Source organism: Nonomuraea sp. 3-1Str, assembly GCF_031570565.1.
Classification (GTDB): Bacteria; Actinomycetota; Actinomycetes; order Streptosporangiales; family Streptosporangiaceae; genus Nonomuraea.
Window position 1 is genome coordinate 12,306 of the sequence record NZ_JALHBK010000048.1, and the last position, 26,639, is coordinate 38,944.

Annotated in this window: 26 protein-coding genes; 16 read left to right on the plus strand and 10 right to left on the minus strand. The window is 71.6% G+C overall.

Annotated elements, in window-relative coordinates; all coding sequences use genetic code 11:
• Window positions 1-29 precede the first annotated feature (29 nt).
• The 5 genes from MTP10_RS40650 (at window position 30) to MTP10_RS40670 (ending at window position 4,734) form a co-directional block, all read left to right on the plus strand.
• A complete protein-coding gene (locus MTP10_RS40650) occupies window positions 30-1,835 on the plus strand; it encodes an acyl-CoA dehydrogenase (RefSeq protein ID WP_310717207.1) in 1,806 nt (601 codons plus the stop codon).
• A 79-nt stretch (window positions 1,836-1,914) separates the two neighbouring features.
• Window positions 1,915-2,853 carry an MBL fold metallo-hydrolase gene (locus MTP10_RS40655; protein ID WP_310717209.1) on the plus strand — a complete coding sequence of 313 codons (939 nt, stop codon included), beginning with the start codon at window positions 1,915-1,917 and terminating at the stop codon, window positions 2,851-2,853.
• 65 nt (window positions 2,854-2,918) lie between these two features.
• Window positions 2,919-3,143: a DUF6458 family protein gene (locus tag MTP10_RS40660; protein WP_310717210.1), complete on the plus strand. Its 225-nt coding sequence runs from the start codon at window positions 2,919-2,921 to the stop codon at window positions 3,141-3,143.
• Window positions 3,144-3,208: 65 nt separating this feature from the next.
• Complete coding sequence (locus tag MTP10_RS40665) at window positions 3,209-3,742, plus strand: RNA polymerase sigma factor (RefSeq protein ID WP_310717212.1); 534 nt, start codon at window positions 3,209-3,211, stop codon at window positions 3,740-3,742.
• On the plus strand, window positions 3,742-4,734 hold the full coding sequence (locus tag MTP10_RS40670; RefSeq protein WP_310717214.1) for a CU044_5270 family protein: 993 nt from the start codon (window positions 3,742-3,744) through the stop codon (window positions 4,732-4,734). Before MTP10_RS40665 ends, MTP10_RS40670 begins: the two co-directional genes overlap by 1 nt.
• Here MTP10_RS40670 and MTP10_RS40675 read toward each other — a convergent pair.
• From MTP10_RS40675 to pdhA, 4 genes are all read right to left on the minus strand, one after another.
• Complete coding sequence (locus MTP10_RS40675; protein WP_310717217.1) at window positions 4,724-5,017, minus strand: Dabb family protein; 294 nt, start codon at window positions 5,015-5,017, stop codon at window positions 4,724-4,726. The two genes, MTP10_RS40670 and MTP10_RS40675, sit on opposite strands and share 11 nt — an antisense overlap.
• A gap of 83 nt (window positions 5,018-5,100) precedes the next feature.
• Entirely contained in the window at window positions 5,101-6,585 is a 1,485-nt protein-coding gene (locus MTP10_RS40680; protein ID WP_310717219.1) for a 2-oxo acid dehydrogenase subunit E2, read from the minus strand.
• 16 nt (window positions 6,586-6,601) lie between these two features.
• Window positions 6,602-7,582, minus strand: a complete 981-nt coding sequence (locus MTP10_RS40685; RefSeq protein ID WP_310717222.1) for an alpha-ketoacid dehydrogenase subunit beta — start codon at window positions 7,580-7,582, stop codon at window positions 6,602-6,604.
• The gene (gene pdhA / locus MTP10_RS40690; RefSeq protein ID WP_310717224.1) at window positions 7,579-8,670 is read right to left on the minus strand and encodes a pyruvate dehydrogenase (acetyl-transferring) E1 component subunit alpha; all 1,092 of its coding nucleotides are present in this window, start codon (window positions 8,668-8,670) and stop codon (window positions 7,579-7,581) included. Before pdhA ends, MTP10_RS40685 begins: the two co-directional genes overlap by 4 nt.
• A gap of 224 nt (window positions 8,671-8,894) precedes the next feature.
• On the opposite strand from pdhA, the gene purS reads away from it, so the two are divergent.
• The 4 genes from purS to purL all read left to right on the plus strand — a co-directional run bounded on the left by purS (window position 8,895) and on the right by purL (window position 12,811).
• Window positions 8,895-9,140, plus strand: coding sequence for a phosphoribosylformylglycinamidine synthase subunit PurS (gene purS, locus MTP10_RS40695; RefSeq protein WP_310717225.1), 246 nt, complete (start codon window positions 8,895-8,897; stop codon window positions 9,138-9,140).
• Between the two features lie 170 nt (window positions 9,141-9,310).
• Complete coding sequence (locus MTP10_RS40700) at window positions 9,311-9,748, plus strand: ATP-binding protein (protein ID WP_310717226.1); 438 nt, start codon at window positions 9,311-9,313, stop codon at window positions 9,746-9,748.
• 133 nt (window positions 9,749-9,881) lie between these two features.
• Window positions 9,882-10,562, plus strand: a complete 681-nt coding sequence (purQ, locus tag MTP10_RS40705; RefSeq protein WP_310717228.1) for a phosphoribosylformylglycinamidine synthase subunit PurQ — start codon at window positions 9,882-9,884, stop codon at window positions 10,560-10,562.
• Window positions 10,559-12,811, plus strand: a complete 2,253-nt coding sequence (purL, locus tag MTP10_RS40710; RefSeq protein ID WP_310717231.1) for a phosphoribosylformylglycinamidine synthase subunit PurL — start codon at window positions 10,559-10,561, stop codon at window positions 12,809-12,811. Before purQ ends, purL begins: the two co-directional genes overlap by 4 nt.
• A 54-nt stretch (window positions 12,812-12,865) precedes the next feature.
• On the opposite strand, the gene MTP10_RS40715 is transcribed toward purL, so the two are convergent.
• Window positions 12,866-13,612, minus strand: a complete 747-nt coding sequence (locus tag MTP10_RS40715) for a hypothetical protein (RefSeq protein WP_310717233.1) — start codon at window positions 13,610-13,612, stop codon at window positions 12,866-12,868.
• A gap of 245 nt (window positions 13,613-13,857) precedes the next feature.
• Between MTP10_RS40715 and MTP10_RS40720 the strand changes: the two genes are divergently transcribed.
• From MTP10_RS40720 to MTP10_RS40740, 5 genes are read left to right on the plus strand one after another with little or no spacing between them, the layout of a single operon-like run.
• Window positions 13,858-15,879 carry an adenylate/guanylate cyclase domain-containing protein gene (locus MTP10_RS40720; RefSeq protein WP_397334589.1) on the plus strand — a complete coding sequence of 674 codons (2,022 nt, stop codon included), beginning with the start codon at window positions 13,858-13,860 and terminating at the stop codon, window positions 15,877-15,879.
• Window positions 15,880-15,912: 33 nt separating this feature from the next.
• Window positions 15,913-16,575: a Crp/Fnr family transcriptional regulator gene (locus tag MTP10_RS40725; protein WP_310717236.1), complete on the plus strand. Its 663-nt coding sequence runs from the start codon at window positions 15,913-15,915 to the stop codon at window positions 16,573-16,575.
• On the plus strand, window positions 16,565-18,025 hold the full coding sequence (locus MTP10_RS40730) for an MFS transporter (RefSeq protein ID WP_310717239.1): 1,461 nt from the start codon (window positions 16,565-16,567) through the stop codon (window positions 18,023-18,025). Before MTP10_RS40725 ends, MTP10_RS40730 begins: the two co-directional genes overlap by 11 nt.
• 29 nt (window positions 18,026-18,054) lie before the next feature.
• Window positions 18,055-18,279: a hypothetical protein gene (locus tag MTP10_RS40735; protein ID WP_310717242.1), complete on the plus strand. Its 225-nt coding sequence runs from the start codon at window positions 18,055-18,057 to the stop codon at window positions 18,277-18,279.
• Window positions 18,280-18,292: 13 nt separating this feature from the next.
• Entirely contained in the window at window positions 18,293-18,595 is a 303-nt protein-coding gene (locus MTP10_RS40740) for a type II toxin-antitoxin system PemK/MazF family toxin (protein ID WP_310717244.1), read from the plus strand.
• Here MTP10_RS40740 and MTP10_RS40745 read toward each other — a convergent pair.
• Together MTP10_RS40745 and MTP10_RS40750 are read right to left on the minus strand one after the other, a co-directional pair.
• Window positions 18,588-19,337 carry a methylenetetrahydrofolate reductase gene (locus tag MTP10_RS40745; protein WP_310717245.1) on the minus strand — a complete coding sequence of 250 codons (750 nt, stop codon included), beginning with the start codon at window positions 19,335-19,337 and terminating at the stop codon, window positions 18,588-18,590. The genes MTP10_RS40740 and MTP10_RS40745 overlap by 8 nt on opposite strands.
• A 9-nt stretch (window positions 19,338-19,346) precedes the next feature.
• On the minus strand, window positions 19,347-20,003 hold the full coding sequence (locus MTP10_RS40750) for a TetR family transcriptional regulator (RefSeq protein ID WP_310717247.1): 657 nt from the start codon (window positions 20,001-20,003) through the stop codon (window positions 19,347-19,349).
• A gap of 65 nt (window positions 20,004-20,068) precedes the next feature.
• Here MTP10_RS40750 and MTP10_RS40755 point away from each other — a divergent pair, with 65 nt between their 5' ends.
• Window positions 20,069-21,508: an MFS transporter gene (locus MTP10_RS40755; protein WP_310717248.1), complete on the plus strand. Its 1,440-nt coding sequence runs from the start codon at window positions 20,069-20,071 to the stop codon at window positions 21,506-21,508.
• On the opposite strand, the gene MTP10_RS40760 is transcribed toward MTP10_RS40755, so the two are convergent.
• Entirely contained in the window at window positions 21,472-23,349 is a 1,878-nt protein-coding gene (locus MTP10_RS40760; protein WP_310717249.1) for an ABC transporter ATP-binding protein, read from the minus strand. The genes MTP10_RS40755 and MTP10_RS40760 overlap by 37 nt on opposite strands.
• 49 nt (window positions 23,350-23,398) lie before the next feature.
• Window positions 23,399-25,402 carry a PhoX family phosphatase gene (locus MTP10_RS40765; RefSeq protein WP_310717251.1) on the minus strand — a complete coding sequence of 668 codons (2,004 nt, stop codon included), beginning with the start codon at window positions 25,400-25,402 and terminating at the stop codon, window positions 23,399-23,401.
• A 213-nt stretch (window positions 25,403-25,615) separates the two neighbouring features.
• Here MTP10_RS40765 and MTP10_RS40770 point away from each other — a divergent pair, with 213 nt between their 5' ends.
• Window positions 25,616-26,056, plus strand: a complete 441-nt coding sequence (locus MTP10_RS40770) for a sterol carrier family protein (RefSeq protein WP_310717252.1) — start codon at window positions 25,616-25,618, stop codon at window positions 26,054-26,056.
• A gap of 18 nt (window positions 26,057-26,074) precedes the next feature.
• On the opposite strand, the gene MTP10_RS40775 is transcribed toward MTP10_RS40770, so the two are convergent.
• The gene (locus tag MTP10_RS40775; protein ID WP_310717255.1) at window positions 26,075-26,569 is read right to left on the minus strand and encodes a DUF4190 domain-containing protein; all 495 of its coding nucleotides are present in this window, start codon (window positions 26,567-26,569) and stop codon (window positions 26,075-26,077) included.
• Window positions 26,570-26,639 lie beyond the last annotated feature (70 nt).

A 26,639-nucleotide genomic window follows, 5' to 3' on the forward strand; every position in this document is an offset into this window, starting at 1 on the left:
AAGACCTCGGGTCAAGGAGATCAGCACCCATGGGCCACTACAAGAGCAACCTGCGTGACCTCGAGTTCAACCTCTTCGAGGTGTTCGGGCGCGGCGAGATCCTCCGCACCGGCCCGTACGCGGACATGGACGAGGACGTCGCCCGCAGCATCCTCGGCGAGGTCAACAGGCTGGCCACCGGGGTCCTTGCCGAGTCCTTCGAGGAGGGCGACCGCAACCCGCCGGTCTTCGACCCCGAGAACCGCACCGTGAGCGTCCCCGCCGGATTCAAGAAGTCGTACCAGGCGCTGCTCGACGGAGGCTGGGCGAACCTGGACCTGCCGGAGAGCCTCGGCGGCCCCGGCATCCCCCGCAGCCTCGCCTGGGCCACGGCCGAGATGGTCCTCGGCGCCAACCCCGCCCTCTACATGTACGCCGCCGGCCCCAACTTCGCCTACACCCTGTGGAAGCTCGGCACCCCCGACCAGAAGCGCTTCGCCCAGCTCGCCATCGAGCGGAACTGGGGCGCCACCATGGTCCTCACCGAGCCCGACGCCGGCTCCGACGTCGGCGCCGGCCGCGCCAAAGCGGTCCAGCAGCCCGACGGCACCTGGCACATCGAGGGCGTCAAGCGCTTCATCACCAGCGCCGAGCACGACCTGACCGAGAACATCTTCCACCTCGTGCTGGCCCGCCCCGAGGGCCACGGCCCCGGCACCAAGGGCCTGTCCATGTTCCTGGTGCCCAAGTACCACGTGAACCTCGACAACGGCCGGCTGGGCGAGCGCAACGGCGTCTACGTCACCAACGTCGAGAAGAAGATGGGCCTGAAGGTCTCCACCACCTGCGAGCTCACCTTCGGCGACCGGCACCCGGCCATCGGCTGGCTGGTGGGCGACGTCCACGAGGGCATCAAGCAGATGTTCATGGTCATCGAGCACGCCCGCATGATGGTCGGCACCAAGGCCATCGCCACGCTCTCCACCGGCTACCTCAACGCCCTGGAGTACGCCAAGTCCCGCGCGCAGGGCGCCGACCTCACCCGGATGGCCGACAAGTCCGCCCCGCGCGTCACCATCACCCACCACCCCGACGTGCGCCGCGAGCTCATGCTGCAGAAGGCGTACGCCGAGGGCATGCGGGCGCTGGTCCTCTACACCGCGACGTTCCAGGACGCCATCCAGATCGACCCGGACGACCGGCACGCCCAGGCCATGAACGACCTGTTGCTGCCCCTGGTCAAGGGCGTCGGCTCCGAGCGCTCGTACGAGCTGCTGTCCCGCTCCCTGCAGACCCTCGGCGGCTCCGGCTACCTGCAGGACTACCCCATCGAGCAGTACATCCGCGACGCCAAGATCGACTCCCTCTACGAGGGCACCACCGCGATCCAGGGCCTCGACCTGTTCTTCCGCAAGATCCTGCGCAACCAGGGCGCCGCGATCGGCGCGCTGCTCACCGAGGTCAACGCCTTCGCCGGCTCCGAGGCGGGCAACGGCCGGCTCAAGGAGGAGCGCGGGCTGCTCGCCGAGGCCGCCGCGGACGTCAAGGCCATGGGCGACACGATGGCCGGCTGGGCGCTCTCCTCGCTGGAGCAGCCGCAGGAGGTCTACAAGGTCGGCCTCAACACCACCCGGTTCCTGCTCTCGCTCGGCGACCTCGTGATCGGCTGGCTGCTGCTGCGCCAGGCCGAGGTGGCGCTGGCCCGCCTGGCGGACGGCGAGGACCCCTTCTACCAGGGCAAGGTGGCCGCGGCCTCGTTCTTCGCCAAGACCGTGCTGCCGCGCCTGGCGGCCGAGCGGCGCGTGCTCGACGGCACCGGCCAGGAGCTCATGGAGCTGCCGGAGGAGGCGTTCTAGCGACGTCCTCTCCCGCGCTCCCCGACGCCCGCTCCGGACTCCGGAGCGGGCGTCCCCCGTCCGGAGGTACGGTCGCCCCATGAGCGCCACCCCTCATGACCACCCCCTCCCGCCGCCGCGCGTCGAAGAGGTCTCCGACGGCGTGTACGCCTACGTCCAGCCGGACGGGAGCTGGTGGATCAACAACACCGGCTTCCTGGCCGGCCGGCGCGGCGTCATCGGGATCGACGCGTGCTCGACCGAGCGTCGCACGCGGGCCTACCGCGAGGCCGTCGCCGGGGTCACCGACCGGCCGGTCACGACCCTGGTCAACACCCACCACCACGGCGACCACACCTTCGGCAACTACCTGTTCCCCGAGGCCACGATCGTCGCCCACGAGCGGACCCGCGAGATGGTGCTGGCCGAGGGCATCCCCGCCTACCGCGCCGCCTGGTCGCCCGACGTCGAGTGGGGCGAGCTGGAGGCGGTGGCGCCGTTCCTGACCTACGCCGACGGGGTGACCCTCCACTCGGACGAGCTGCGCTGCGAGGTACGGCACATCGGCACCGCCGCGCACACCACCAACGACTCCTACGTGTGGATCCCGGAGCGCCGCCTGCTGTTCTCCGGCGACCTGCTCTTCAACGGCGGCACGCCGTTCGTGCTGATGGGCTCGGTGGACGGCGCGCTGGAGGCGCTGGACCGGCTGGAGGAGCTGGGGGCGCAGACGATCGTGCCCGGCCACGGTGACGTGTGCGGCCCCGAGGTGATCGGTCGGGTGCGCGGCTACCTGCGCTTCGTCCGGGAGACCGCCGAGCGCGGCCGGGCGGCGGGGCTCACGCCGCTGGAGACCGCCCGCGAGACCGACCTCGGCGAGTGGGCGGAGCTGCTCGACGCCGAGCGGATCGTCGGCAACCTGCACCGTGCCTACGCCGAGCTGGACGGCCTGGCGAGGGGCACCGCCATCGACATCGTCGCGGCCGTCGGCGACATGATCACGTTCAACGGGGGGCGGCCACTCTCCTGCCTCGCCTGAGGGTGTGATCGCCGTTACCCGGGTATGACCGTGGGCGTACGCGCTGTTTGCCGTCGGAGGTCGTCATGGGTGTCGGGGTCAGCATCTTCATCCTCACGCTCGGCGCCATCCTGAAGTTCGCCATCGAGCCGGACGTGTTCGGTGACTCCGTCCACATGGACGTGATCGGCCTCATCTTCATGATCGTGGGCGGGATCGGGATCGTGCTCACCGTCGTGATGGCGCCCCGGCGCGGCCGTACCTCCGACGACCGGCTGATGCACCGCGAGAACCACCCGCCCGAGATCTGACGGAAGGGTCTGCCGGGAGCGGGCAATCACGGTTGTCCATGTTCCCCGGCAAGGGAGACCCTTGCATGACCGCATCGCTCGACGGAGCCGTCGCGGACCCCGAGAGGTTCGCCACCGTCTTCGACGCCCACTACGAGGAGATCCGGCGCTACGTCGGCCGCCGGCTCGACCTCGACATCGCGGAGGACCTGGCGGCGGAGACCTTCCTCGTCGCCTTCCGCCGCCGTCACAGCTTCGACGCGGCCAAGGGCGGCGTCAGGCCCTGGCTGTACGGCATCGCCACGAAGCTCATCGGCCGGCACCGGCGCGCCGAGGTGCGCCGCTACCGGGCGCTGGCCAGATCGGGGCCGCCGCCGGACGACGACGGCCACGACCAGCGGGTCGTGGACCGGATCTCCGCCGGGGTGACCGTGGGGAGACTGTCGGCCGCGCTGGCCGGCCTGTCGCGCGGGGAGCGCGACGTGGTGCTGCTCGTCGCTTACGGCGAGCTCACCTACGACGAGGTGGCCGCGGCGCTCGGCGTCGCCTACGGCACCGTCGCCTCCCGGCTCAGCCGGGCCCGTACCAAGCTTCGCGACTCCCTGGGGGTGGAGGTCTGATGAAGGAGTTCCAGGTCATCGACGACGTGATGCCGGACGTCCCGCCCGCCGACCACGCGCGGACGCTGGCCGTGCGGGCGCGGGTGCTCGGCGGGTCCCGGCGGCGGCGTCCGATGCCCCGTTGGTCGTGGGCGGTCGCGGCCGCGACCGTGACGGCCGTCCTGGCCGGCGGCGTCGTGGCGATCCCGCGGCTCGGCGACGGCACCATCCACACGGCGACCCAACCCGCCGCGGGCACCGTGCTCGACACCGCGCTCGACCGGCTGGCCGCCCAGCCGCCCGGCAGCGGGGCCCGGTGGCGGCGGGAGACGCTCGAGGTGCAGCTCAGCGCGCCGAAGGGCTCGTACACGGTCGAGCGGCGGACCAAGGACGTGGTGTGGCGCGACGGCTCCACCATCCGGACCGAACGCACCGACCTGGCGGTCAAGCCGCTCACGGCCGCCGACGAGCGGGCGTGGAAGGCGGCGGGCTCGCCCTCGCTCTGCACGGCGAAGAACCGGTGCCGGATAGGAGAGGCGCGGGTCGAGACCCTGCCCGCCGATTCGGTCGGCTACCCGGTCGGGCCGGCGGCGCAGCTGCCCACCGAGCCAGGGGCGCTCAAGGCGCGCCTGTCGAAGACGTTCCCCCAGGGCGCGCCGGAGTCCCAGGAGAGCTTCCTGTGGAACCTGTCCAGGTGGCTCCTCACGGACAAGGAGATCACTCCCGCCACCACGGCCGCGCTCTACCGCATGCTGGCCGCCTTCCCCGGGGTGACGGTGCGGGACGGCGTCACCGACTTCGAGGGGCGGGTGGGCGTCGCGCTGGTACAGCCGCCGCGCGAAAACGGCATGCAGGAGCTGATCCTCGTGGACCGGGACAGCGGCGCGCTGCTGGGCTTCCAGGAGGTGCTGCGGACGGCGAACCCCGACTACGCCGACATCAAGCCCGGCACGCCGTTCCGATGGGAACTGATCAAGCAGCTCGGTTGGACCGACCAGGTCCCTACAGGCTGAGCTGGACGGCGGCGCGGCTCGCCAGGATGGGCTTGATGTACTCGGCGATCAACGCCTGGTGCCCCGGGTCGTCGCGGTAGATCACGTAGTCGTCGAGGTCGTCGAAGTCGGCGACGACGGCGAAGTCGTGGTTGCCGTGGTTGATGCCCGCGTCGGGACCGAAGGCGTAGGCGCGGATCTGCGGGATGGCGGCCGGCAGCTTCTCCAGCTCGGCCGCCACCCTTGCCTTCTGCTCGTCGCTGGCGTCATCGGTCCAGGTGAACAGCACGACATGGCGAATCATGCGATCACCCTACCCAGACCCCGCCCGGCGGATGAGCCCGGGCCCGGACGACTCGCGGGGGACGTCCGGGCCCGGCTCACGGGTCAGCTCCAGGCGAGCATGCGCAGCGGGTCCTCCAGCATCTGACCGACGTCCCGCAGGAACAGCGAGCCGAGCTCGCCGTCCACGATCCGGTGGTCGAACGAGAGCGCCAGCGTCGTGACCTTGCGCACCGCCAGCTCGCCGTCCACCACCCACGGCATGTCCCTGACCTGGCCGAAGGCGAGGATGGCGGACTCGCCCGGGTTGAGGATGGGAGTGCCCGCGTCGATGCCGAACACGCCCACGTTCGTGATCGTGAACGTGCCGCCCGCCATGTCCGCGGGCTGGGCGCGGCCGGCCCTGGCCGTCTCGGCCAGCGCGGTGAGCCGCCCGGCCAGCTCGGGCAGCGGCAGCTCGTGGGCGTCCTTGACGTTGGGCACCACGAGGCCGCGCGGGGTGGCGGCGGCGATGCCCAGGTTCACGTAGTGCTTGACCACGATCTCCTGGGCCTGCTCGTCCCAGGACGAGTTGATCATCGGGTGGCGCCTGGCGGCGACGAGCACGGCCTTGGCCACCAGGAGCAGCGGCGAGACCTTGACGTCGGCGAAGTCGGGCAGCTCGCGCAGCCGCCGGACCGCCGCCATCGTCTCGGTGACGTCCACCTGGAGGAACTCGGTGACGTGCGGGGCGGTGAAGGCGCTGGCCACCATGGCCTGGGCCGTCATCTTGCGCACGCCCTTGACGGGGATGCGCTCCTCACGCGGGCCCCGGGCGGCCGTCCAGGAGGTCGCCGTCGCCTCCCCAGCCGGCGCGGCGGGCTGGGCGGAGCCGGCGGCGGCGTGGACGTCGTCGCGGGTGATGGAGCCGTGCGGGCCCGTGCCGGTCAGCGTCGTCAGGTCCACGCCGAGGTCGCGCGCCAGCTTGCGGACGGGCGGCTTGGCGAGCGCCGCGACCCGCGCGGGGACGCCGCGCTGTGCCGGTACGGGGTCCGCCACGACGGGCTCGACGATCGCGGACCGGACCGCGGCCGGCTGGACCGCGGGGGCCTGGCTTGCGGGAGGCTGGCCGGTCGGGCGGGACTTGCGGGGGCGGCGCTTGGTGGCGCTGGTCTTGACGCCGTAGCCGACCAGGACCGCCTGCCGCTCCTCCTTGGGGGCGGGGCTGCCGTGGACGCCTGGCTCCACCGCGCCCTCGACCGGCGGACGCGGCACCATGTCGTCGACCGGCGCCCCACCGACGGCCTGCGAGGGGGCGGCCTGGGTGGGGACGGCCTGGCTGGGAGCGGCCTGGGTGGGAGCGCCGCCCTCCTCGGCCGTGTCGACGGCGATGATGGGCGCGCCCACGTCGACCGTCTGCCCCTCCTCGGCCATCAGGCCGCCGACCACCCCGTCCCAGGGGATCGGCAGCTCGACGATCGACTTGGCCGTCTCGATCTCGACGACGATCTGGTTGACCTTGACCGCGTCGCCTTCCTTGACGTGCCAGCGGACGATCTCCGCCTCGGTCAGCCCTTCGCCGACGTCGGGGAGCTTGAACTCACGTCGCATGAAAACGAGTCCCCTCTCAGTAGCCGAAGGACCGGTCGACGGCGTCGAGCACCCTGTCCAGGTCGGGCAGGTAGTGCTCCTCCAGCTTCGACGGGGGGTACGGCGTGGAGAAGCCGCCGACACGCAGCACCGGAGACTCCAGGTGGTAGAAGCACTGCTCGGTGATCCGGGCCGCCAGCTCCGCGCCGAACCCGCTGTTGACCGGCGCCTCGTGCACCACCACGACCCGGCCCGTGCGGCGGGCGGAGTCCATGACGAGCGGGGCGTCGAGCGGGTTGAGCGAGCGCAGGTCGATGACCTCCAGCGACCGCCCGTCGTCCTGGGCCGCCGCCGCGGCCTCCAGGCACGTCTTGACCATCGGCCCGTACGCGATGAGCGTGGCGTCGGTCCCCGGACGGACGATCCTGCCCTTGTCGAGGGGTGTCCACCAGCCGGTGTCGGCGGTGTCGATGTCGGCCTTCTCCCAGTAGCGGCGCTTGGGCTCGAAGAAGATGACCGGGTCGTCGCAGCGGATGGCCTGCTGGATCATCGCGTACGCGTCGGCCGGGTTGGAGCAGGCGACCACGCGCAGGCCGGCGGTGTGGGTGAAGTACGCCTCGGGCGACTCGCTGTGGTGCTCGACCGCGCCGATGCCGCCGCCGCAGGGGATGCGCACGACCACGGGCAGCTTGATCGCGCCGAGCGAGCGCATCGGCATCTTGGCGAGCTGGGTGATGATCTGGTCGGCCGCCGGGAAGACGAAGCCGTCGAACTGGATCTCGCACACCGGCCGGTAGCCGCGCAGCGCGAGGCCGATGGCGGTGCCGATGATGCCCGACTCGGCGAGCGGAGTGTCGATGACCCGGTCCTCGCCGAAGTCCTTCTGCAGACCGTCGGTGACGCGGAAGACGCCGCCCAGCTTGCCGACGTCCTCGCCCATGATGAGGACCTTGGGGTCGTCCTCCATGGCCTTGCGCATGCCCTCGTTGAGCGCCTTGGACAGGCTCAGGATGCTCATCGCTCGAAGCCCTCCAGGTAGGCGGCGAACTGGGCGCGCTCCTCGTCCATCAGCGGATGGGGCTCCGCGTAGACGTGGTCGAAGATGTCGAGCGGCCCGGGGTCGGGCATGGCCAGGCAGCGCCTGCGCAGGTCGGCGCCCAGCTGGTCGGCCTCCGCCTCGACGGAGTCGATGAACGCCTGGTCGGCCAGCTCGTTCTTGAACAGGTACGACTTGACCCGCTCGATGGGGTCCTTGAGCTTCCACGCCTCCAGCTCGCTGGCGACCCGGTAGCGGGTGGGGTCGTCGGTGGTGGTGTGGGCGCCCATGCGGTACGTGTACGCCTCGATCAGGGTCGGGCCCTGGCCCTCGCGGGCGTTCTTGAGCGCCTGGCGGGTGACCGCGAGGCACGCGAACACGTCGTTGCCGTCGACCCGGATGCCGGGGAAGCCGAAGCCGGAGGCCCGCCGGTAGAGGGGGATGCGGGTCTGCTTCTCCAGCGGCTCGGAGATCGCCCACTGGTTGTTCTGGCAGAAGAACACGATCGGCGCGTTGAAGACGCTGGCCCAGATGAACGACTCGTTGACGTCGCCCTGGGAGGTGGCGCCGTCGCCGAAGTACGCGATGGTGGCCGAGGGCGCGTCGTCGCGCTGGATGCCCATGGCGTAGCCGACCGCGTGCAGGGTCTGGCTGCCGATGACGATCGTGTAGAGGTGGAAGTTGTGCTCCTTGGGGTCCCAGCCTCCGTGGTTCACCCCCCGGAACAGGCCCAGCAGCTTGACCGGGTCGACGTCACGGCACCAGGCGACGCCGTGCTCCCGGTAGGTCGGGAAGGCCATGTCGGCGTCGGTCAGCGCGCGGCCGGAGCCGATCTGGGCGGCCTCCTGGCCGAGCAGGGAGGCCCAGATGCCGAGCTCGCCCTGGCGTTGCAGGGCGACGGCCTCCAGGTCGATGCGCCGGACGAGCACCAGGTCGCGGTAGAGCGACCTGACCTCCTCGGGCTTGAGGTCGATGTCGTAGTCGGGGTGTTCAACGCGCTCACCCTCCGGGGTGAGGAGCTGGACCAGCTCTGGGGGTGCTGCGGCACCACGAGAGGCGTCGGCGGTCACGTGCCACTCCTGTGCGGTCGGGGCCGATCTGGGCGGGATTGCCACCTCACGCCGGCCTTTTGAGCGTCGGACCATGTGGTGGTGGTTCGTACGCGTGTGGGGACATCGTGGCAGACGTCACAGCCCTCCGCGCAAGCCCCATGCTCTTCCCCGTTCCCGTTGTACCGTCTGCCACACGCGCCGGTAGGCTGGCTTTCCCAACCCGCCGTACCAGGAGGAACGCAGTGGCGCGCGTCATCGTAGACGTCATGCTGAAGCCGGAGATTCTCGACCCCCAGGGTCAGGCCGTCGCCCGGGCGCTGCCCCGGCTCGGCTTCTCCGGGGTGTCGGAGGTGCGGCAGGGCAAGCGGTTCGAGATCGAGCTGGACGGCCCGGCCGACGAGACGGCACTGGCGGAGATCCGTAAGATGGCCGAGACCCTGCTCGCCAACACGGTGATCGAGGACTACAGCGTCCGGGTCGACGGCTAGACCTCACATTCGGCGGCTGGATTTCCCCTTGGCGGCTTAAAGCCGGGTTCGGACGTGCCACAATGCCACGGGCGTGTCAACAGTAAATAACAACAGCGTGATTTTGCGGTTAGCCCCGTTTTCACGGGGAAACCTACTCCAGGTGACATTCCGGAGCCCGGAGGAGTCCGGTGGATATTGAGTTCTCGTTGGCGCTGCCCCGGGATGCGATCGGCATACCGATGGTCAGGCGGGTGCTCGGAGACGCGATGCGGTCGCTCAGCGTGAGCGAGACCTGCATCTCCGACATGCTGCTCGCCGTCTCCGAGGCGTGCTCCAACGCGGTCCGGCACGGAGGACCGGGCAACCGCTACGAGGTGACCGCGGCGATCGGCTACGGCCGCTGCGACGTCCGCGTGGCCGACAACGGCGGTGGTCTGCCCTCCATGCCGCTGCACTTCCCTCCCTCCGACACGGAGAACGGCCGCGGCCTGCTCATCATGCGCTCCGTGGTCGACGAGATCTCCTTCGGCGTCACCCCCGGCCAGGGCACCACGGTCCACCTGCGCAAGCTGCTCGCCTGGGACGACGAGGCCGAGGTCCGTCCCCGCCAGCTCGCCGCCGTCTGACCCACCCGCGCGACCCTCCGGCGCGCATGCCCGGCGAGGAACATCCGCTCGCACCCGATAACCTGGTGAGTGCCGCCCCCGTACACCCCGAGCGACGGTGGCGCGCGTGCGCATTCCGAAGGGGACGACTGTCATGAGCGCTGCCCGCGTGGGCGTAGTCACGTTTCCAGGAACTCTCGACGACCAGGACGCCGCCAGAGCCGTTCGCCTCGTGGGCGCCCAGGCGGTTCCGCTGTGGCACGCCGACCACGACCTCAAGGGGGTCGACGCGGTGTTCCTGCCGGGCGGCTTCTCCTACGGCGACTACCTCCGCTGCGGCGCCATCTCCCGGTTCGCGCCGCTCATGGACGAGCTGATCCCGGCCGCCCGCGCCGGGCTGCCCGTGCTCGGCACGTGCAACGGCTTCCAGATCCTCTGCGAGGCCCATCTGCTGCCGGGCGCGCTGACCCGCAACGCCTCGCTCCACTACGTCTGCCGCGACCAGCGGCTGCGGGTCGAGCAGACCGGCACGGCGTGGACGTCGGCGTTCGGCCAGGGCCAGGAGATCGTGCTGCCGGTCAAGCACGGCGAGGGCCGCTACGTCGCCTCCGCCGACACGCTCGCCGAGCTGGAGGCCGCCGGCCGGGTGGTCGTGCGCTACATCGGCAACCCCAACGGCGCCATGAACGACATCGCCGGCATCACCAACGAGGCGGGCAACGTGGTCGGCCTCATGCCGCACCCCGAGCACGCGGTCGAGGAGCTGGTCGGCGCCCCGAGCACCGACGGCCTCGGCTTCTTCACCTCCATCCTCAAGAACCTGGTGAACGCATGAGCGCCGACTCCGTCAAGCGAGCCCAGATCACCCCGGACGAGCCGATGCCGTTCGCCGAGCTGGGGATGAAGCAGGACGAGTACGACCGGGTCAAGGAGATCCTGGGCCGCCGTCCCACCGGCTCCGAGCTGGCCATCTACAGCGTCATGTGGTCCGAGCACTGCTCGTACAAGTCGTCCAAGGTGCACCTGCGGCAGTTCGCCACCAAGGCGCCGAAGTCCGAGGCGCTGCTCGTCGGCATGGGCGAGAACGCCGGCGTGGTGGACATCGGCGACGGCTGGGCGGCCACGTTCAAGATCGAGTCGCACAACCACCCGTCGTACGTCGAGCCGCACCAGGGCGCGGCCACCGGCGTCGGCGGGATCGTGCGCGACATCATGTCGATGGGCGCCCGCCCGATCGCGGTCATGGACGCCATCCGCTTCGGCGCCGCCGACGCGCCCGACACGCGGCGGGTGCTGCCCGGCGTCGTCGAGGGCATCAGCCACTACGGCAACTGCCTGGGTCTGCCCAACATCGGCGGCGAGGTCGTCTTCGACCCCTGCTACATCGGCAACCCGCTGGTCAACGCGCTCTGCGTGGGCCTGCTGCGCAAGGACCAGATCAAGCTGGCCACCGCGCCCGGCCCCGGCAACAAGGTCGTGCTCTTCGGCGCCTCGACCGGTCCCGACGGCATCGGCGGCGCTTCCGTGCTCGCCAGCGCCACGTTCGAGGACGAGTCGCACGCCAAGCGGCCCGCCGTGCAGGTGGGCGACCCGTTCATGGAGAAGCTGCTCATCGAGTGCTGCCTGGAGCTGTACGCGGCCGACGTGGTCGTGGGCATCCAGGACCTCGGCGCGGCCGGCGTCTCCTGCGCCACCACCGAGCTGGCCGCCAAGGGCACCGGCGGCATGCACGTCGACCTCAACCTCGTCCCGCTGCGCGACCCGTCGCTGCGGCCCGAGGAGATCCTGATGAGCGAGTCTCAGGAGCGCATGATGGCCGTCGTGCGCCCCGACGACATCGCGGCGTTCATGGCGATCTGCGAGAAGTGGGACGTGCCGGCCACCGTCATCGGCGAGGTCACCGACACCGGCCGTCTGGTGATGACCTGGGACGGCGAGGTCATCGTGGACATCCCGCCGGGCACCGCCGCCGACGACGGCCCCGTCTACGAGCGCCCCTTCCACGAGCCCGCCGGGCAGGCCGCGCTCAACGCCGACGTCCCCGACCGGCTGGAGCGCCCCGCCGACCTGCGGGAGACGCTGCTGCGGCTGCTCGGCTCGCCCAACCTGGCGTCCAAGGAGTGGGTGACCTCCCAGTACGACCGGTACGTCCGCTCCAACACCGTGCTGGCCCAGCCCGCCGACGCCGGCATGCTGCGCGTGTCCGAGGTGATGGCCGGGGCGGAGCCGACGACCCGGGGCATCGCGCTCGCCACCGACGGCAACGGCCGCTACGCCAAGCTCGACCCGTACGCGGGGGCGCAGCTCGCGCTGGCCGAGGCGTACCGCAACGTCGCCGTGACCGGCGCCCAGCCGCTCGCGGTGACCAACTGCCTCAACTTCGGCTCGCCGGAGGACCCCGAGGTCATGTGGCAGTTCGCCGAGGCCGTGCGCGGCCTGGCCGACGCGTGCCGCACCCTGGGCGTCCCGGTGACCGGCGGCAACGTCTCCTTCTACAACCAGACCGGCTCCACTCCCATCCACCCGACTCCGGTCGTGGGCGTGCTCGGCGTGATCGACGACGTGGCCAGGCGCGTGCCGTCCGGCTTCACCGCCGAGGGGCTGCGCGTCGCGCTGCTCGGCGAGACGCGCGAGGAGTTCGGCGGCTCGGAGTGGGCGCACGTCGTCCACGACCACCTCGGCGGGCTGCCGCCGCAGGCCGACCTGGAGGCCGAGCAGGCGCTCGCCGTCGTGCTGGTCGAGGCCGCCCGGCGCGGGCTCCTGGAGGGCTCCCACGACCTGTCCGACGGCGGCCTGGCGATCGCGCTGGCCGAGGCGTGCCTCGCCCGGGGTGTCGGCGCCACCGTGACGCTGAACGACGACCCGTTCACCGGGCTGTTCAGCGAGTCGGCGGCGCGGGCGCTGGTGGCGGTCCGGCCGGAGGCGTTCGAGGAGTTCGCCGCGCTCTGCGCCGGGCACGATGTGCCGTGCTACGGGCTGGGTGTCACCGGCGGCGAGTCGCTGGTGGTCGAGGGCGTGCTGGAGGTGCCGGTCTCCGAGCTGCGCGAGACCCACACGGGCACGCTGCCGGCCCTGTTCGGCTGACGCTTCGCGAGGTGAGGGCCGGTACGGTGCGCCGTACCGGCCCTACTTCGTGTTTCAGGACTTCTTGAGGCAGACGACGTAGACGGTGCCGGCGCTGCCGCCGCCGGTGAAGTCCCTGTCGTTGTCGTTGTTCTTGGTCGCGCTCACGGACCAACCGCTGCCGCTCGGCATGCTGGACAGGATCCGGTAGGAGGGGTTGACGTTGAAGCCGCCGCCGGTCACCAGGTCGCCGGAGTTGCAGGAGACGGAGCCGGAGCCGCCGCTGATCGAGCCGGTCTTGGTGTAGCCGGCGTAGGTGGCGCCGTCCTTGCCGTTGACGCCGTCCTTGCCGTTGACGCCGTCCTTGCCGGGGAGGCCGGGCTTGCCGTCCTCACCGTCCTTGCCAGGCTTGCCCGGAAGGCCGTCCTTGCCGTCCTCGCCGTCCTTGCCGTTGACGCCGTCCTTGCCGTCCTTGCCCGGCAGGCCGTCCTTGCCGTTGACCCCGTTCTTGCCGGGCAGGCCCTGCGGGCCGCGTGGGCCCTGGGGGCCGGTGTCGCCCTTGGGGCCCTGGGCGCCGGTGTCGCCCTTCGTGCCCTCCGAGATCGTGGTGGTCGACGTGCCGCCGCCGATCACCATCCGAACCTCGGTCCTGCGGCACGGCGTGGAGGCGTTGACGATGCGGGCGTACCGCGACTTCTTGTTGACGCACGCGTACACCTCGCCGCTGGACGAGGCGGTGGCGACTCCACCGACGGCGAGGAGCGACAGGGCGAGCGCTCCGACAGTGGCGAGCGTGAGCGTGCGCCCACCGCGAACCTTCATAGCCACGGCTTTCCTTCCCAAGGCTTGTTGCTCGTGTTGAGCATGAGGTTCACGTTTCAACCGTTCCACTGGATGACAGCCACTACATAACGTGTTCATCACGACACATTTCGTGACTGACGTTACTGACATCACTTGACGAGTCAAGAGCGTCCGCAGTGCGCAAAAGGACGCATTGGCCGGCGGCTCCGGCGGTGGATAATCGGGGTCTGCTTACGGCCACCACCCCCTCGCCGCGACGGAGGATGACCGTGCCGACGGAGAGTCCGTACCTTCCCCCTGCCACGCAGCCGGTGCGGGGGGTCGTCTGGGCCCTTCACCTGGCGGTCCCCCTGGCCGGCCTCTGGCTCCTGCTCGCCCGGCCGCACCTGAACGTGATGTGGCAGCACAACCCCAGCCACTTCTGGATGATCCTCATGGTGGCCGGGATCAACGTGGCGCTCGGCAGCCTCGTCAGCCAGGCGTCGGCCCGCCGGCAGGACGCCCGGCTCTTCCTGGTCTCGATGGTGTTCCTGGCCGGCGCCGGGTTCTTCTTCCTGCACGGGCTCGCCACGCCGAAGGTCATCCTGCCGACCGGGTCGCTCGGGTTCGACCTGGGTCAGCAGGTCGGGCTCACGATCGCCGCGGGGTTCGCGTTCGTCTCGGCCCTGCCGCTGGGCGAGCGGGCGGCGGCGGCCGTGCTGGCCTCCCGGCACCTGATCCTGGGCGTGCTGGTCGGTTTCATGCTCCTGTGGGGGCCGGCCTCGCTCATCGACGGGCTGACGCCGCTCAGCCGGCCGCCGCTGAGCGCGTACTCCTCCTGGGTGGCCTGGAGCTCGCTGCCGGGCGTCGCGCTGTACGTGGCGGCGGCCGTGATGATGTTCCGGCTGCACCGGCGGCGGCCGTCGGCCATGCTGGTCAGCCTCATCACCGCGTACGCGCTGCTCGCCGAGTCGATGGTGGCCGGGATGTCGCAGCACAACTGGCACCTGACGTGGTGGGAGTGGCACATCCTGCTGACGTTCGCGTTCGTGTTCGTCGCCTACAGCGCCTACCTGCAGTTCAGGCGGGAGGGGTCGAGCGCGGGCCTGTTCGACTCGGTGGCGCTGTCGGCGACGGTGGCGCGCATCCAGGCCCAGTACGACCAGGCGCTGGAGGAGTTGGTCGAGCACGTACGGCGGGGCGAGCCACTGGCCGCGACCCGGCTGTCGGGCAAGTTCCGGCTCAACGAGGGCCAGGCGGCGGTGCTCGACCGGGCGGGGCGGGCGCTGGCCGACGAGCGGGAGCTGTCGGAGCGGCTGGCCGCGCTCGTGGACGTGAGCACGCGCACCCGCGTCGGCCTGCCCGAGACCGAGCTGCTGACCGACGCGCTCGACCGGGTCCGCCAGGCGTTCGGCGACGTGCGGATCGGCCTGGTCTCGGAGGGGCGCGCGCACATCGGCTCCCGCGAGTACGACTTCGCCGGCGACCAGCCGATCCGGCGCGATCACCTCCTGGCCTTCCCGCTGACCGTCAAGGGCCGGCTGGCCGGGGCGCTGGAGATGCCGGTCGGCCGCACCACGCAGGACGAGGCGCTGGCCGCCACGCTGGCCGGGCAGCTGTCGATCTCGCTCGAGAACGCCCGCCTCTACCAGGAGCTGGACACGCTGTTCCGGCAGTACATGTCGCCCGACGTGGCGCAGGCGCTGCTGGCCGACCCGTCGCAGGCGGCGCTCGGCGGGCAGCTCAGGGAGCTCACCGCGCTGTTCGCCGACCTCAAGGGCTTCACCACGTTCTCCGAGCGGGTCACCCCCGGCGAGATCGTCGAGATGCTCAACCGCTACCACACGGCCGCCGTGCCGTGCATCCTCGACAACGGCGGCACGATCGTGCAGTTCGTCGGCGACGCGCTCCTCGCGCTGTTCAACGCCCCGGCCACGCAGAAGGACCACGCCGCGGCGGCCTGCCGGGCCGCGCTGGCCATGCAGCGGGCCGCGGCCGAGATCGCAGAGGAGATCTCCTGGCAGCGGGACGACGTCGAGTGGCCGACGTTCCGAGTGGGGGTCAACACCGGGCCGGCCATCGTGGGCAACATCGGCAGCCCGCGGCTGCGCGGCTTCAACGCCATGGGCGACTGCGTGAACGTCGCGGCCCGGCTCCAGTCGCTCGCCGAGTCCGGCACGGTGGTGATCGGCGACACCACGCTGCGCCGGCTCGGCTTCGGCGCCGAGGTCTCGCCGCTGGGCAGGCTGAGCCTCAAGGGCAAGGAGGAGGCCGTGGCGGCGTACGTTCTGACCTCCATGCCATAGAACGTGCGCCTCCGTGCCGACATAATCGGGCGCATGAACCCTGAGCCCGGCGAGTTCCTCTCCATGCTCACCCCCGAGGAGGTCGAGGCGCTGCGGGCCGCCGGCCGGCCGCGCCGGTGGGAGCGCGGCTCCACCGTGATGAGCGAGGGCGACACCTCCGACTGGGTGCTCGTGCTGACCGAGGGCCGGGTCAAGGTGTCCTCGCACACGAGCAGCGGCACCGAGGTGGTGCTGGCCGTGCGCGGGCCGGGGGCGCTCCTCGGCGAGATGTGCGCCATCGACGGCTCGCCCCGCTCCGCCACGGTGACCACGCTGGAGCCGGTCGCCGGGATCGTGCTCCGCGACTTCCCCGCGTTCCTGCAGGCCCACGGGCGGGTGGCCGTCCTGCTCCTGCGGCTCGTCACCGGGCGGCTGCGTGACGCCGACAGGAAGCGCGTCGAGTACGGCGCGTTCGACACCACCGGCCGGGTGGCGACCCGGCTGCTGGAGCTGGCCGACCGCTACGGCGAGAAGACCAACGGCGGCGTGCGCGTGGCGCTGCCGCTCTCCCAGGACGAGCTGGCCGGCTGGACCGGGGCCTCACGGGAGGCGGTGAGCAAGGCCTTACGGTCGCTGCGCGACCGCGGGCTGATCGAGACGGGCCGGCGGCGGGTGGTGATCCACGACCTGGAGGGTCTGCGCAAGCGTGCGCGCTGAGGACCTCGGCTCCCGCGACACCTCGGCCGGCTACGCCGCCCGGCTGCGGTACGCCTGGAAGGTGTGCTCGGTCACCAGCCTCGGGCTGGTGCTCATCGGGATCGCCGGGAGCACGCTGAACGTGGCGCTGCCCTCGGTGGTGCGGCACTTCCACGCGGGACCGTTCGAGTCGGGCTGGGTCCTGCTGTCGTTCCTGCTGGTCAACACCGCCAGCCTGGTGTTCTTCGGCCGGGTGGCCGACCTCGTGGGCCGGCGGGAGGTGTACCTGGCGGGCTTCGCCCTGTTCACCGCCGCCTCGCTGCTGGCCGGGCTGGCGCCCGGGGTGTGGTTCCTGGTGGCGATGCGCGTGGTGCAGGCGGTCGGGGCGGCGATGATCCTGGCCAACGGGACGGTCATCATCACCGACGCGTTCCCGCCGGACCGGCTCAGCCAGGGCATGGGCGTCTACATCGGCACACTGTCGGTGGCGCAGCTCGCCGGGCCCACGCTGGGCGGGCTGATCGCCGAGACGGCCGGCTGGCAGTGGATCTTCTGGGTGAACGTGCCCGCCGGCGTGGTGGCGCTGGCCTGGGGCGCGGCCACGCTGCGCAAGGTGCCCGCCGGGCCGAGGCGGCCGGTGGACGCGCTGGGCAACGCGCTGGTGTTCGCCGCGCTGTCGGCGCTGCTGCTGGCCTTGTCGGAGGCGGGATCGGCCGGCCCGGCGAGCCCGGTCGTGCTGACCGGGGCGGCGGTCTTCGCGGTGCTGGTGCCGTTGATCGTGCTGGTGGAGCGGCGGGCGCCGCATCCGGTGCTGGATCCGCAACTGTTCGGCGGTCGGCTGCTGGCCTTCGCCAACCTCGCCTCGTTCTGCAACGCGATGGCGCGGGCGTCGCTGATCCTGCTGGTGGCGCTGTACTTCCAGGCGGCAAGGGGCGTGGACGCCTTCACGGCCGGGCTGAGCGTGCTGCCGGTGCCGGTGGGCATGGCGCTCGCCTCGCCGGTCACGGGCGCGCTGGGGCGCAGGGTCTCGCCGTACGCGCTGGCGGTGGGCGGGGCGTTGATGAGCGCGGCGGGGCTGGCGACGCTGGCGCTGACGGCCGGGACGGGCACGTCGTACTGGGTCATCGGCGCGGGGCTGTTCGTGGCCGGCTGCGGCAGCGGCACGTTCCTGACGGGCAACACCACGCACGTGATGCGCTCGCTGCCGGCCGGGAGCCTGGGGGTGGTCAACGGGTTCCGGCTGATGGTGATGAACGTCGGCGTCGTGCTCAGCGTCGGGCTGGCGCTCAGCGTGCTTGCCGCGTCGGTCGGGCCGGAGCTGGGAGCCCAGGTGTACACGGGGACGCTGTCGGAGCTGTCGCCCGTGGCCGTGGAGCGGCTGATGGGCGGGTTCGCGCGGGCGTACACGGTGTTGTGCGGCGTCGCCCTGCTCGGCGCCGCCCTCTCCGCGCTCGCCCGGCCCCGCCCCTGATGCGTTACAGAACGTGTTACGTTGCCGTCATGGGGACTCTCAACGTCCGCACCGATGAGGCGATGGAGACGGCCCTGCGCGCGCTGGCAGGAGAGACGGGCAGCCGATCGGAGGCCGTCCGCCACGCCGTCCTTCACACCTACAAGGAAATGCTGCTCGAACAGGCCGCGGCCGACGCCGAGCGCCTGCGGAACGACCCTGACGACCAGGCGGAGATGCTGGCGATTCAGCGCTTCATGGGCGTCGTGGAGTGATCTTCCACGGTGCGTGTACGAGATCAAGGCTCTCCCCGGAGCTCGCGACCATGAGCAGCAGGGCCGCCGCTACGCCGTGATCATGCAGTCCGACCGCTTCACCACGAGCACGGTGACGGTGGCCCTGACGTCGTCGAGCGCCGGACCGGCCGTCTACCGACCCGAGATCCAGTTCGACGGCACCAAGTCCCGCGTTCTCACCGACCAGATCTACTCCGTGTCCCCCTCACGGCTGGGCACCTTCAAGGGCGCGCTGGAGGCGCATGAGGGCGCGGACCTGGACCGCGCGTTGATGCTGAAGCTGGGCCTCATCTGAGTACGCCGGACAGGCGCGCCTCCACGTCGCGGTAGCGGCTGACCGGGATCAGGTGGACGCCGTCGAACGCGCCGGAGTCGCGGATGGCCAGCACCCTCTCGCAGGCCGCGTCCACACCCGCCATGCGGTCGGCCGCCACCCGGCGCACCAGGTCCTCCGGGATGGCGATGTCGGGGATCGCCGCCGACAGGGTCCGCGCGTGGCGCTCGCTGGCGATCACGATGACCCCGGCGTACACCGGGACCTCCACCTGGTTGGCCTCGCGCCAGCGCAGCAGCGCCTCCAGCGAGAACCCGGCCTGGACGAACAGGAAGTCGGCCGCCCGCTTCCACGCCGGCAGCGGACGCGCGCCGGCCGCCGCCCCGACCTGGACGCCCGGGGAGAACTCCCTGGCCTCCTCGATCATCGAGCGCACCGTCAGGTCACTCGTCCGGTTGCCGCTCGCGGGCTTGTCCCCGTAGACGAACAGGAAGCGGTCCACCCCGTACGCGGCTGCCGTCAGCAGGTCGCGGCGGAAGCCGAGCAGGTTGCGGTCGCGGGAGTTGAGGCAGGCGATGCTGCGGCCGCCCATGGCCTGCACCTCGTGCGCCACGGCCACGCTGGACACGGTCGCCCGGCCGATGTGGTTGTCGGGGATGAGGAAGGTGTCGGCGATGGTGGTCAGCGTGCCGATCTGGTGGCGCACGCGCTTCAGGTCGGGCTTGGTGGGCGGTTCGATCTCGCACACGAGTTGGAAGGCCATGATCGGACCCTAGCGGCGGGCGGCGAGCGATTCGATGCCGCTGACGACGAGGTCGACGCCGAACGTGTCGTACGTCTCGCGGGAGATGCCGCCGACCATGGGCGCGGCCATCTCCACCAGGTGCGGGTAGCGGTCGACGGGCAGCGACTCGAGGGCGAGCCGCCTGCGGCGGATGATCTCGGCGGCCTCCTCCGGCGTGCGGCTCGCGGCGTGGTGCACCGGGGCGTCGGCGATGGAGATGGCGCTCTGCAGGATGTACTTGGAGATCACGCAGCTCTCCTCCACGCTGAAGCCGGCGATCCGCGCGAGCCGGAGCGCCAGGTCCCAGATGGCGAGGAAGCTCGGCACCGCGGTCTGGTCGACCTGCTCCAGCACGCCCTTGGCGCACGGATGCGCGCGCAGCACGCCGATCAGCCCCTTGATGAGGTCGCGCATGCGCTCGCGCCACGGCCGGTCGTCGTCGGGCACGGGCGCGAACTCGGCGATGAGGTGGTCGGCCATGCCGGCGACGAGCTGCTCCTTGTTCTTGAAGTGCCAGTACAGGGCCATCGGCGTGACGCCGAGGTCGGTGGCCAGGCGGCGGATCGTCACCGTGTCGAGCCCCTCGGTGTCGCCGATCTCCAGGGCCCGCTCGACGATCGCGGTCGCGGTCAGTTTTCCCACCATGGTTGACAACTATACGCCGTACAAGTTAGCTATACGACGTACAAGTACGGCGTATAGGAGAAGGTGTGGACCGGAAGAAGTGGTGGGCGCTGAGCGCGGTGACGCTCGGCACCTTCATGACGTACCTCGACAACAACATCGGCAACGTGGCCCTGCCGACCATCCAGCGGGAGCTGGGGTTGACGATCTCCGGACTGGAGTGGATCGTCAGCGGCTACATCCTGGTGTTCGCCGGGCTCATTCTGGCCGGCGGCAGGCTGGCCGACGTGCTCGGCGCCCGGCGGGTGTTCGTGGCCGGCCTCGCGGTCTTCACGCTCTCGTCGCTGGCCGCGGGCCTGGCGACCGGGCAGGCGGCACTCATCGCGGCCCGGGCCGTCCAGGGCGTCGGCGCGGCGCTGCTGACCCCGACGGCGCTCGCGCTGATCGGCCAGATCTTCCCCGACCCCGGCGAGCGCGGCAGGGCCGTGGGCATCTGGAGCGCGACCGGCGCTCTGTCGATGGCGCTCGGTCCGCTGACCGGCGGCTTCATCAGCGAGCGCCTGCACTGGGGGTGGATCTACCTCATCAACGTGCCGATCGGCGTGGTGACGCTCGGGCTCGCGCTGTGGGCGGTGCGTCCCTCCTTCACCCGGGCACGGCGCAGCCTGGACGTGCCGGGTCTGGTCACCTCCGCCCTCACCCTGTTCGCCCTGACGTACGCGCTCATCGAGGGTGAGGGAGCCGGCTGGACCTCCCCCGAGATCCTCGCCGCCATCGGGATCGCGCTGGCCGCCGCCGTGGCGTTCGTGCTGGTGGAGGCCCGCGCCGCGGAGCCGATGATCGACCTGTCGCTCTTCCGCTCGCGGGTGTTCTCCGGTGGAAGCCTGACCAGCGGCCTCTGGTCGTTCGGGGTGTTCGGGATCTACTTCTTCAGCGCCCTGTGGCTGCAGAACACGCTGGGCTTCTCGCCCATCGAGGCGGGCGCCGCGTTCGTGCCGATGGCCCTGGTCATGGCGGTCGTCGCGACCCTGTCGCAGCGGATCAGCGCGGCGATCGGCATCGCCCGCACCGTGGCCGCCGGCATCGCGCTCATGGGCGTCGCGCTCCTCCTGATGTCCGGTGTCGGCGCCGACGGCGGCTACATCGACGTCCTGCCCTGGTTCGTGCTGTACGGCCTCGGCGCCGGCCTGCTCGTCCCGCTGACCGCCGCCGTGGTCGGCGCGATGCCGCAGGGCCGCTCCGGCGTCGCCTCCGGCGTGCTGAACGTCTCCCGCCAGGTGTTCGGCCTGCTCGGCATCACGGTCCTCGGCGCGCTGCTGAACGCCCGCCGCGGAGACAGCGCCGACCCGGCCGCCTTCCTCGACGCCTACCAGTTCACGCTGGTCGTCGCCGCGGCCATCGTGCTGGTGGGCGTCCCGGTCAGCCTGTACGCGCTGCGCTCCGGGCGGGCGCCGGAGGACGGGGCCGCGGAGGAGCGGGGCCCGGCGGTTCAGACGGCCCCGGCCACCGCCGGCTCGGCGAACTGAGTGCGGTACAGCTCCTCGTAGCGCCCCTCGGCGGCGAGGAGCTCCGCGTGGGTGCCCCGCTCGACCACCTGCCCGTCCTCGATCACCAGGATCTGGTCGGCCGTGCGGATCGTGGACAGCCGGTGCGCGATCACCACCGCCGTACGGCCGGCCAGCGCCTCGCCCAGGGCCTCCTGGACGGCCGCCTCGGAGGTGGAGTCCAGTGCGGCGGTGGCCTCGTCGAGGATCACCACGCGGGGCTGGGCGAGCAGCAGGCGGGCGATGGTCAGCCGCTGGCGCTCGCCACCGGACAGCCGGTAGCCACGCTCACCGACCACGGTGTCGAGCCCGTCGGAGAGCGATTCGACCAGCGCGCCGAGCCGGGCGCGGCGCAGGGCGTCCCAGACCTCCTCCTCGGTGGCCTCCGGCCGGGCGAAGAGCAGGTTGGCCCGGATCGTGTCGTGGAACAGGTGGCCGTCCTGGGTGACCATGCCGAGCGTCTCCCGGATCGAGGCCGCGGTCAGGTCCCGCACGTCCACCCCGGCGAGCCGGACCGCGCCCTCGTCCACGTCGTACAGGCGGGGCAGGAGCTGGGCGATCGTCGACTTGCCGGCGCCGGAGGAGCCGACCAGCGCGACCATCTGGCCGGGCTCGGCGCGGAAGGAGACGCCGCGCAGCACCTCGACCCCGCCGCGGTCGTCGAGGGCGGCGACCTCCTCCAGCGAGGCGAGCGACACCTTGTCGGCCGAGGGGTAGGCGAAGCGCACGTTGTCGAACTCCACCGTGACGGGCCCGTCCGGCACCGCCACGGCGTCGGGCCGCTCCTTGATCAGCGGCTCCAGGTCCAGCACCTCGAAGACCCGCTCGAAGCTCACCAGCGCGCTCATCACGTCCACCCGGGCGCTGGCCAGGGCCGTCAGCGGAGCGTACAGGCGGGTGAGGAGCAGGGCCAGCGCCACCACCGAGCCGGGTTCGAGCTGGTCACGCAGCGCGTAGAAGCCGCCCAGGCCGTACACCAGCGCCAGGGCGAGCGCGGAGACCAGGGTGAGCGCGGTGACGAACACCGACTGCGCCATCGCGGTGCGGACGCCGATGTCGCGCACCCGCCGGGCCCGCGCCGCGAACTCCTCCGACTCGCGGACCGGCCGGCCGAACAGCTTCACCAGCGTCGCGCCGGGCGCGGAGAACCGCTCGGTCATCTGCGTGCCCATCGCGGCGTTGTGGTCGGCCGCCTCGCGCCGCATCCGGGCCAGCCGGACGCCGACCCGCCGCGCCGGCAGCACGAACACCGGGAGCAGCAGCAGGGCCAGCAGCGTGATCTGCCAGGAGATGCCGACCATCACGGTGAGCGACAGCACGAGCGTGACGACGTTGCCCGCGACGCTGGAGAGCGTGTCGGTGAACGCCCGCTGCGCGCCGATCACGTCGTTGTTGAGCCTGCTGACCAGCGCCCCCGTACGGGTCCGTGTGAAGAACGCGATCGGCATGCGCTGCACGTGGTCGAAGACGGTGGTGCGCAGGTCGAGGATCAGGCCCTCGCCGAGGCCCGCCGAGAGCCAGCGGTTCACCAGCCCGAGCCCCGCCTCGGCGACCGCGAGGCCGCCGATGAGCGCGGCCAGGCCGACGACGACGCCGAGCGGCTCCCCCTTGCCGATCGCGTCCAGCACCCGGCCGGCGAGCACGGGAGGGGCCACCGCCAGCGCCGCCATCACGATGCTGAGCCCGAGGAACAGCGCGATCTTGCGGCGGTGGGGCCGGGCGAAGCCCCAGACACGGCGGAGCGTCGCCCGGGAGATCGGGCGACGCTCCTTCTGGTTGCCCATCGAGTAGAGCTGCTGCCATGCGATCACTTCCATGCTCATGCATGGAAGCGTAGGACCTAAAGCGAACTTGAGGTCAACGGTTTTCCGCTCAGGCGCCGATCTTCTTGCCCTGAGTGTGCCAGGTGACCGCGACCGACGGGCGCGGCTGGTCCCCGTCGGGCCAGTGGCTCACCGGGCTGTCCGGGGTGGCGCCGTCGGCCTCGCCCGGGTGCTGCACCGCGACGAACACGCTGCGCTGGTCCTCGGTGACCATCGGGCCGCACGTCTCCGCGCCGATCGGCACCGTGAGGAACTGCCGCACGTGGCCGCGCTCCTTGCCCTTCAGCGGCGTCACGAACAGGCCGTCGTTGCTGCCGAGCGCGTTGCCGTCGGTGGCGATCCACAGGTTGCCGTCGCGGTCGAAGGCCACGTTGTCGGGGCAGGAGATCGGCGACACCTTGGTCTTGTCGTAGCCGCCGAAGTACGTGGAGGGGTCGTTCGGGTCGCCGCAGACGAGCGGCAGCGACCAGGCGAACGTCGTGGACCCCGCGTCGTCGCGCCGCTCGACCAGCTCCAGGATGTGGCCGTGCTTGTTGGCGGGGCGCGGGTTGGCCTCGTCCACCTGCGCCGGGACGCGGTTGGAGTTGTTGGTCAGCGCGACGTAGACGGCGCCGTTGACCGGGTTGCGCTCCACGTCCTCCGGACGGTCCATCTTCGTGGCGTTCACCTTGTCGGCGGCGGCGCGCGTGTAGACCAGCACCTCGGCCGCGGTCATGCCGTCCACGAACGACTTGTCACCCGAGACCAGCGGCATCCACTCGCCCGACCCGTCGAACGCCCCGTCGGAGGGCAGCTTGCCGGAGCCGTCGATCTCGGCCGCCGGACTGTCGCCCGTGAACCGGGCCACGTACAGCGTGCCCTCGTCGAGCAGGTCGCGGTTGTGCCGGTCGAAGCCCGGGATGTAGCGGTTCTTGGAGACGAACTTGTAGACGTACTCGAAGCGGGAGTCGTCGCCCATGTACACCACGAGGCGGCCGTCGCGGGCCAGCGTCGTGGTGGCGGCCTCGTGCTTGAAGCGGCCGAGCGCGGTCCGCTTGACCGGCGGCGCGTCGGGGTCGAACGGGTCGATCTCCACGACCCAGCCGAACCTGTTGACCTCGTTCGGGTGCTTGGCCAGGTCGAAGCGCTCCTCGACCCGGTCGAAGCGCCGGTTGCCGGAGGCGATGCCCGACGGGATCGTGTAACGGGTGATGTACGGCTTCTGCGCCGCGGGCACCTTGTCGCCGTTGACGAAGTACTGGTCGAAGTTCTCCTCGGCGGTGAGGACCGTGCGCCAGGGAGTGGTGCCGCCGGAGCAGTTGTTCAGCATGCCGACCGGCTTGAGCCCCGCCGGGTCCGCGGCCGTCTTCAGCAGGTCGCTGCCCGCCGCCGGGCCGCTGAACCGCATCGGCGTGAGCGCCGTGACGCGCCGGTTGTAGCGCCTGCGGCCGGTCGTCACCAGCTTCCACTGGCCCGTGCCGCGCACCCGCTGCACCTCGACCACCGAGCCGCCGTGCGCGGCCAGCGCGATCCTGATCTGCTCCTCGGTCGCGGCGGTGCCGTCCTTGTAGCCGCGGAACATCAACGCCTCGTTGGTGTACTCGTGGTTCACCCACAGCAGGCCCCGGTCGTTCCCCAGCGGGAACAGGGTCACGAAGTCGCAGTTGTAGCCGAACTGCTTGGCCTGCGCCTCGGCGCTCTGGTTGTCGAACGCGAACTCCGGCGCGTCGGGCAGCACAGGGTCGCCCCAGCGCACCACCACGCCGGTGCTGTAGCCGTCGGGCACGCGCAGGGCGTCGTCCTTGTTGGGGGCCACGGGGGTGAAGCGCAGGTTGCCGGCGCCGCCGCCGAGCCGGGCGGCGTCGTCGGACACGGCCTCCGGGGCCGCCGGGTCGGCCAGCGCCGGGACCGCGCCCGCCACGCCGGCGCCGACCACCAGCGCGCCCAGGGCTCCGGCGCGCAGCACGCCCCTGCGGGTCAGCGCCTCGGCCACGACGTCGCCGAAGTAGGTGTTGCCGCTGGTGTTGCCGACCTCGTGCGCGCACGCGTTGCCGCAGCGGAACTGGCAGGTCATCGCCGAACGGCCGGATTTGTGCGGGCTGGAAAGCAGCGGAAGGTGCCGGTTCGCCACGGGGTGCTCCAAGGTTGTGCGCAGTAGTTCGGCTGGGACGCTACGGCGGGCGTCGAAACCGGAGGTGAACGACGACCTCCGGGACGATGAACGCTTCCAGGGAGAAACCGGACACCAATGCATTTCGCCCCCCGCCGGACGGAGCAGAATGGGCGGGTGCCACCACGCAGACCGGACCCCGAGAAGCTGAGGGCCGCGCTCGACGCCCAGCTCGTCGCCCTCGACCAGCCCGCGTACGACGGCCCGGCCGCCGCGCTGCCCGGCGCGCTGGTCGAGGCCGTGCTCACCGCCTACGACCGCGGCCTGGAGCCCGAGCGCGACGCGGCCCGGCAGGCCGTGCGCCACCTGCTCGACCGGCTCGCCACCACCGCGCCCGGCCGCACGGTCGAGGTCCGGGTGCCGCCGTACGCGGCGGCGCAGGTCATCGAGGGCCCCCGGCACACGCGCGGCACCCCGCCGAACGTCGTGGAGATGAGCCCCCGCACCTGGATCGAGCTGGCCGTCGGCCGCCGGACCTGGGGCGAGGCCATGGCCGAGGGCGCCGTCGCGGCGAGCGGGTCCCGCGCGGACCTGTCCGGGCACCTGCCGCTCACCTGAGCGACCTCGGCCCGGACCCTAGCCGGAGCGGCCTACCCAGGGGAACCTGCTCCGGAAGCACTGGTCGGCGAGCTGCCCCGGCAGCCGGCCGCAGTCCTGCACCACGTTCCAGAACCACATGGCCACGATCGTGAACAGGATCAGCGCCAGGACGCTGACCACGATGCCGGCGATGGCGCGGCCCTTGCCCACGCCCCTGCTGAGCGCCACGCCGCCGAACACGATCGACAGGATCGCGGTCAGCACGCCGACGAAGCAGACGAACACGAGGAACGGGCTGGCCACGCCCAGCACCAGCGACGCGGTCGCCAGGCCGCTGCCCGGCCTGGGCTGCTGGTACGGCCCCTGGTAGCCGCCCGGAGGCGGCGCCTGGTAACCGCCCGGAGGCGGCGCCTGGTAGCCGCCCGGGCCCGGCGCCGGCCCGTAGGGGCCTCCGCCGGGTGGCCCGCCGTACGGGCTGGAGGTCTCGGTCGGCGTGGGCCGCACCTGGGAGGACGCCGGCCACTGACCCACCCCCGGGCTCCCCGGAGGCGGTCCGTTCCGTGCGCGCTGCATGCGCGCCGTGCACGCCCTGTGTGGTTTA

Excerpts from the sequence above, each read along its gene's own strand:
- MTP10_RS40650 (WP_310717207.1), top strand. The coding sequence starts at position 30 with ATGGGCCACTACAAGAGCAACCTGCGTGACCTCGAGTTCAACCTCTTC.
- MTP10_RS40655 (WP_310717209.1), top strand. The coding sequence starts at position 1,915 with ATGAGCGCCACCCCTCATGACCACCCCCTCCCGCCGCCGCGCGTCGAA.
- MTP10_RS40660 (WP_310717210.1), top strand. The coding sequence starts at position 2,919 with ATGGGTGTCGGGGTCAGCATCTTCATCCTCACGCTCGGCGCCATCCTG.
- MTP10_RS40665 (WP_310717212.1), top strand. The coding sequence starts at position 3,209 with ATGACCGCATCGCTCGACGGAGCCGTCGCGGACCCCGAGAGGTTCGCC.
- MTP10_RS40670 (WP_310717214.1), top strand. The coding sequence starts at position 3,742 with ATGAAGGAGTTCCAGGTCATCGACGACGTGATGCCGGACGTCCCGCCC.
- MTP10_RS40675 (WP_310717217.1), bottom strand. The coding sequence starts at position 5,017 with ATGATTCGCCATGTCGTGCTGTTCACCTGGACCGATGACGCCAGCGAC.
- MTP10_RS40680 (WP_310717219.1), bottom strand. The coding sequence starts at position 6,585 with ATGCGACGTGAGTTCAAGCTCCCCGACGTCGGCGAAGGGCTGACCGAG.
- MTP10_RS40685 (WP_310717222.1), bottom strand. The coding sequence starts at position 7,582 with ATGAGCATCCTGAGCCTGTCCAAGGCGCTCAACGAGGGCATGCGCAAG.
- purQ (WP_310717228.1), top strand. The coding sequence starts at position 9,882 with ATGAGCGCTGCCCGCGTGGGCGTAGTCACGTTTCCAGGAACTCTCGAC.
- purL (WP_310717231.1), top strand. The coding sequence starts at position 10,559 with ATGAGCGCCGACTCCGTCAAGCGAGCCCAGATCACCCCGGACGAGCCG.
- MTP10_RS40715 (WP_310717233.1), bottom strand. The coding sequence starts at position 13,612 with ATGAAGGTTCGCGGTGGGCGCACGCTCACGCTCGCCACTGTCGGAGCG.
- MTP10_RS40720 (WP_397334589.1), top strand. The coding sequence starts at position 13,858 with ATGACCGTGCCGACGGAGAGTCCGTACCTTCCCCCTGCCACGCAGCCG.
- MTP10_RS40725 (WP_310717236.1), top strand. The coding sequence starts at position 15,913 with ATGAACCCTGAGCCCGGCGAGTTCCTCTCCATGCTCACCCCCGAGGAG.
- MTP10_RS40735 (WP_310717242.1), top strand. The coding sequence starts at position 18,055 with ATGGGGACTCTCAACGTCCGCACCGATGAGGCGATGGAGACGGCCCTG.
- MTP10_RS40745 (WP_310717245.1), bottom strand. The coding sequence starts at position 19,337 with ATGGCCTTCCAACTCGTGTGCGAGATCGAACCGCCCACCAAGCCCGAC.
- MTP10_RS40750 (WP_310717247.1), bottom strand. The coding sequence starts at position 20,003 with ATGGTGGGAAAACTGACCGCGACCGCGATCGTCGAGCGGGCCCTGGAG.
- MTP10_RS40760 (WP_310717249.1), bottom strand. The coding sequence starts at position 23,349 with ATGAGCATGGAAGTGATCGCATGGCAGCAGCTCTACTCGATGGGCAAC.
- MTP10_RS40765 (WP_310717251.1), bottom strand. The coding sequence starts at position 25,402 with ATGACCTGCCAGTTCCGCTGCGGCAACGCGTGCGCGCACGAGGTCGGC.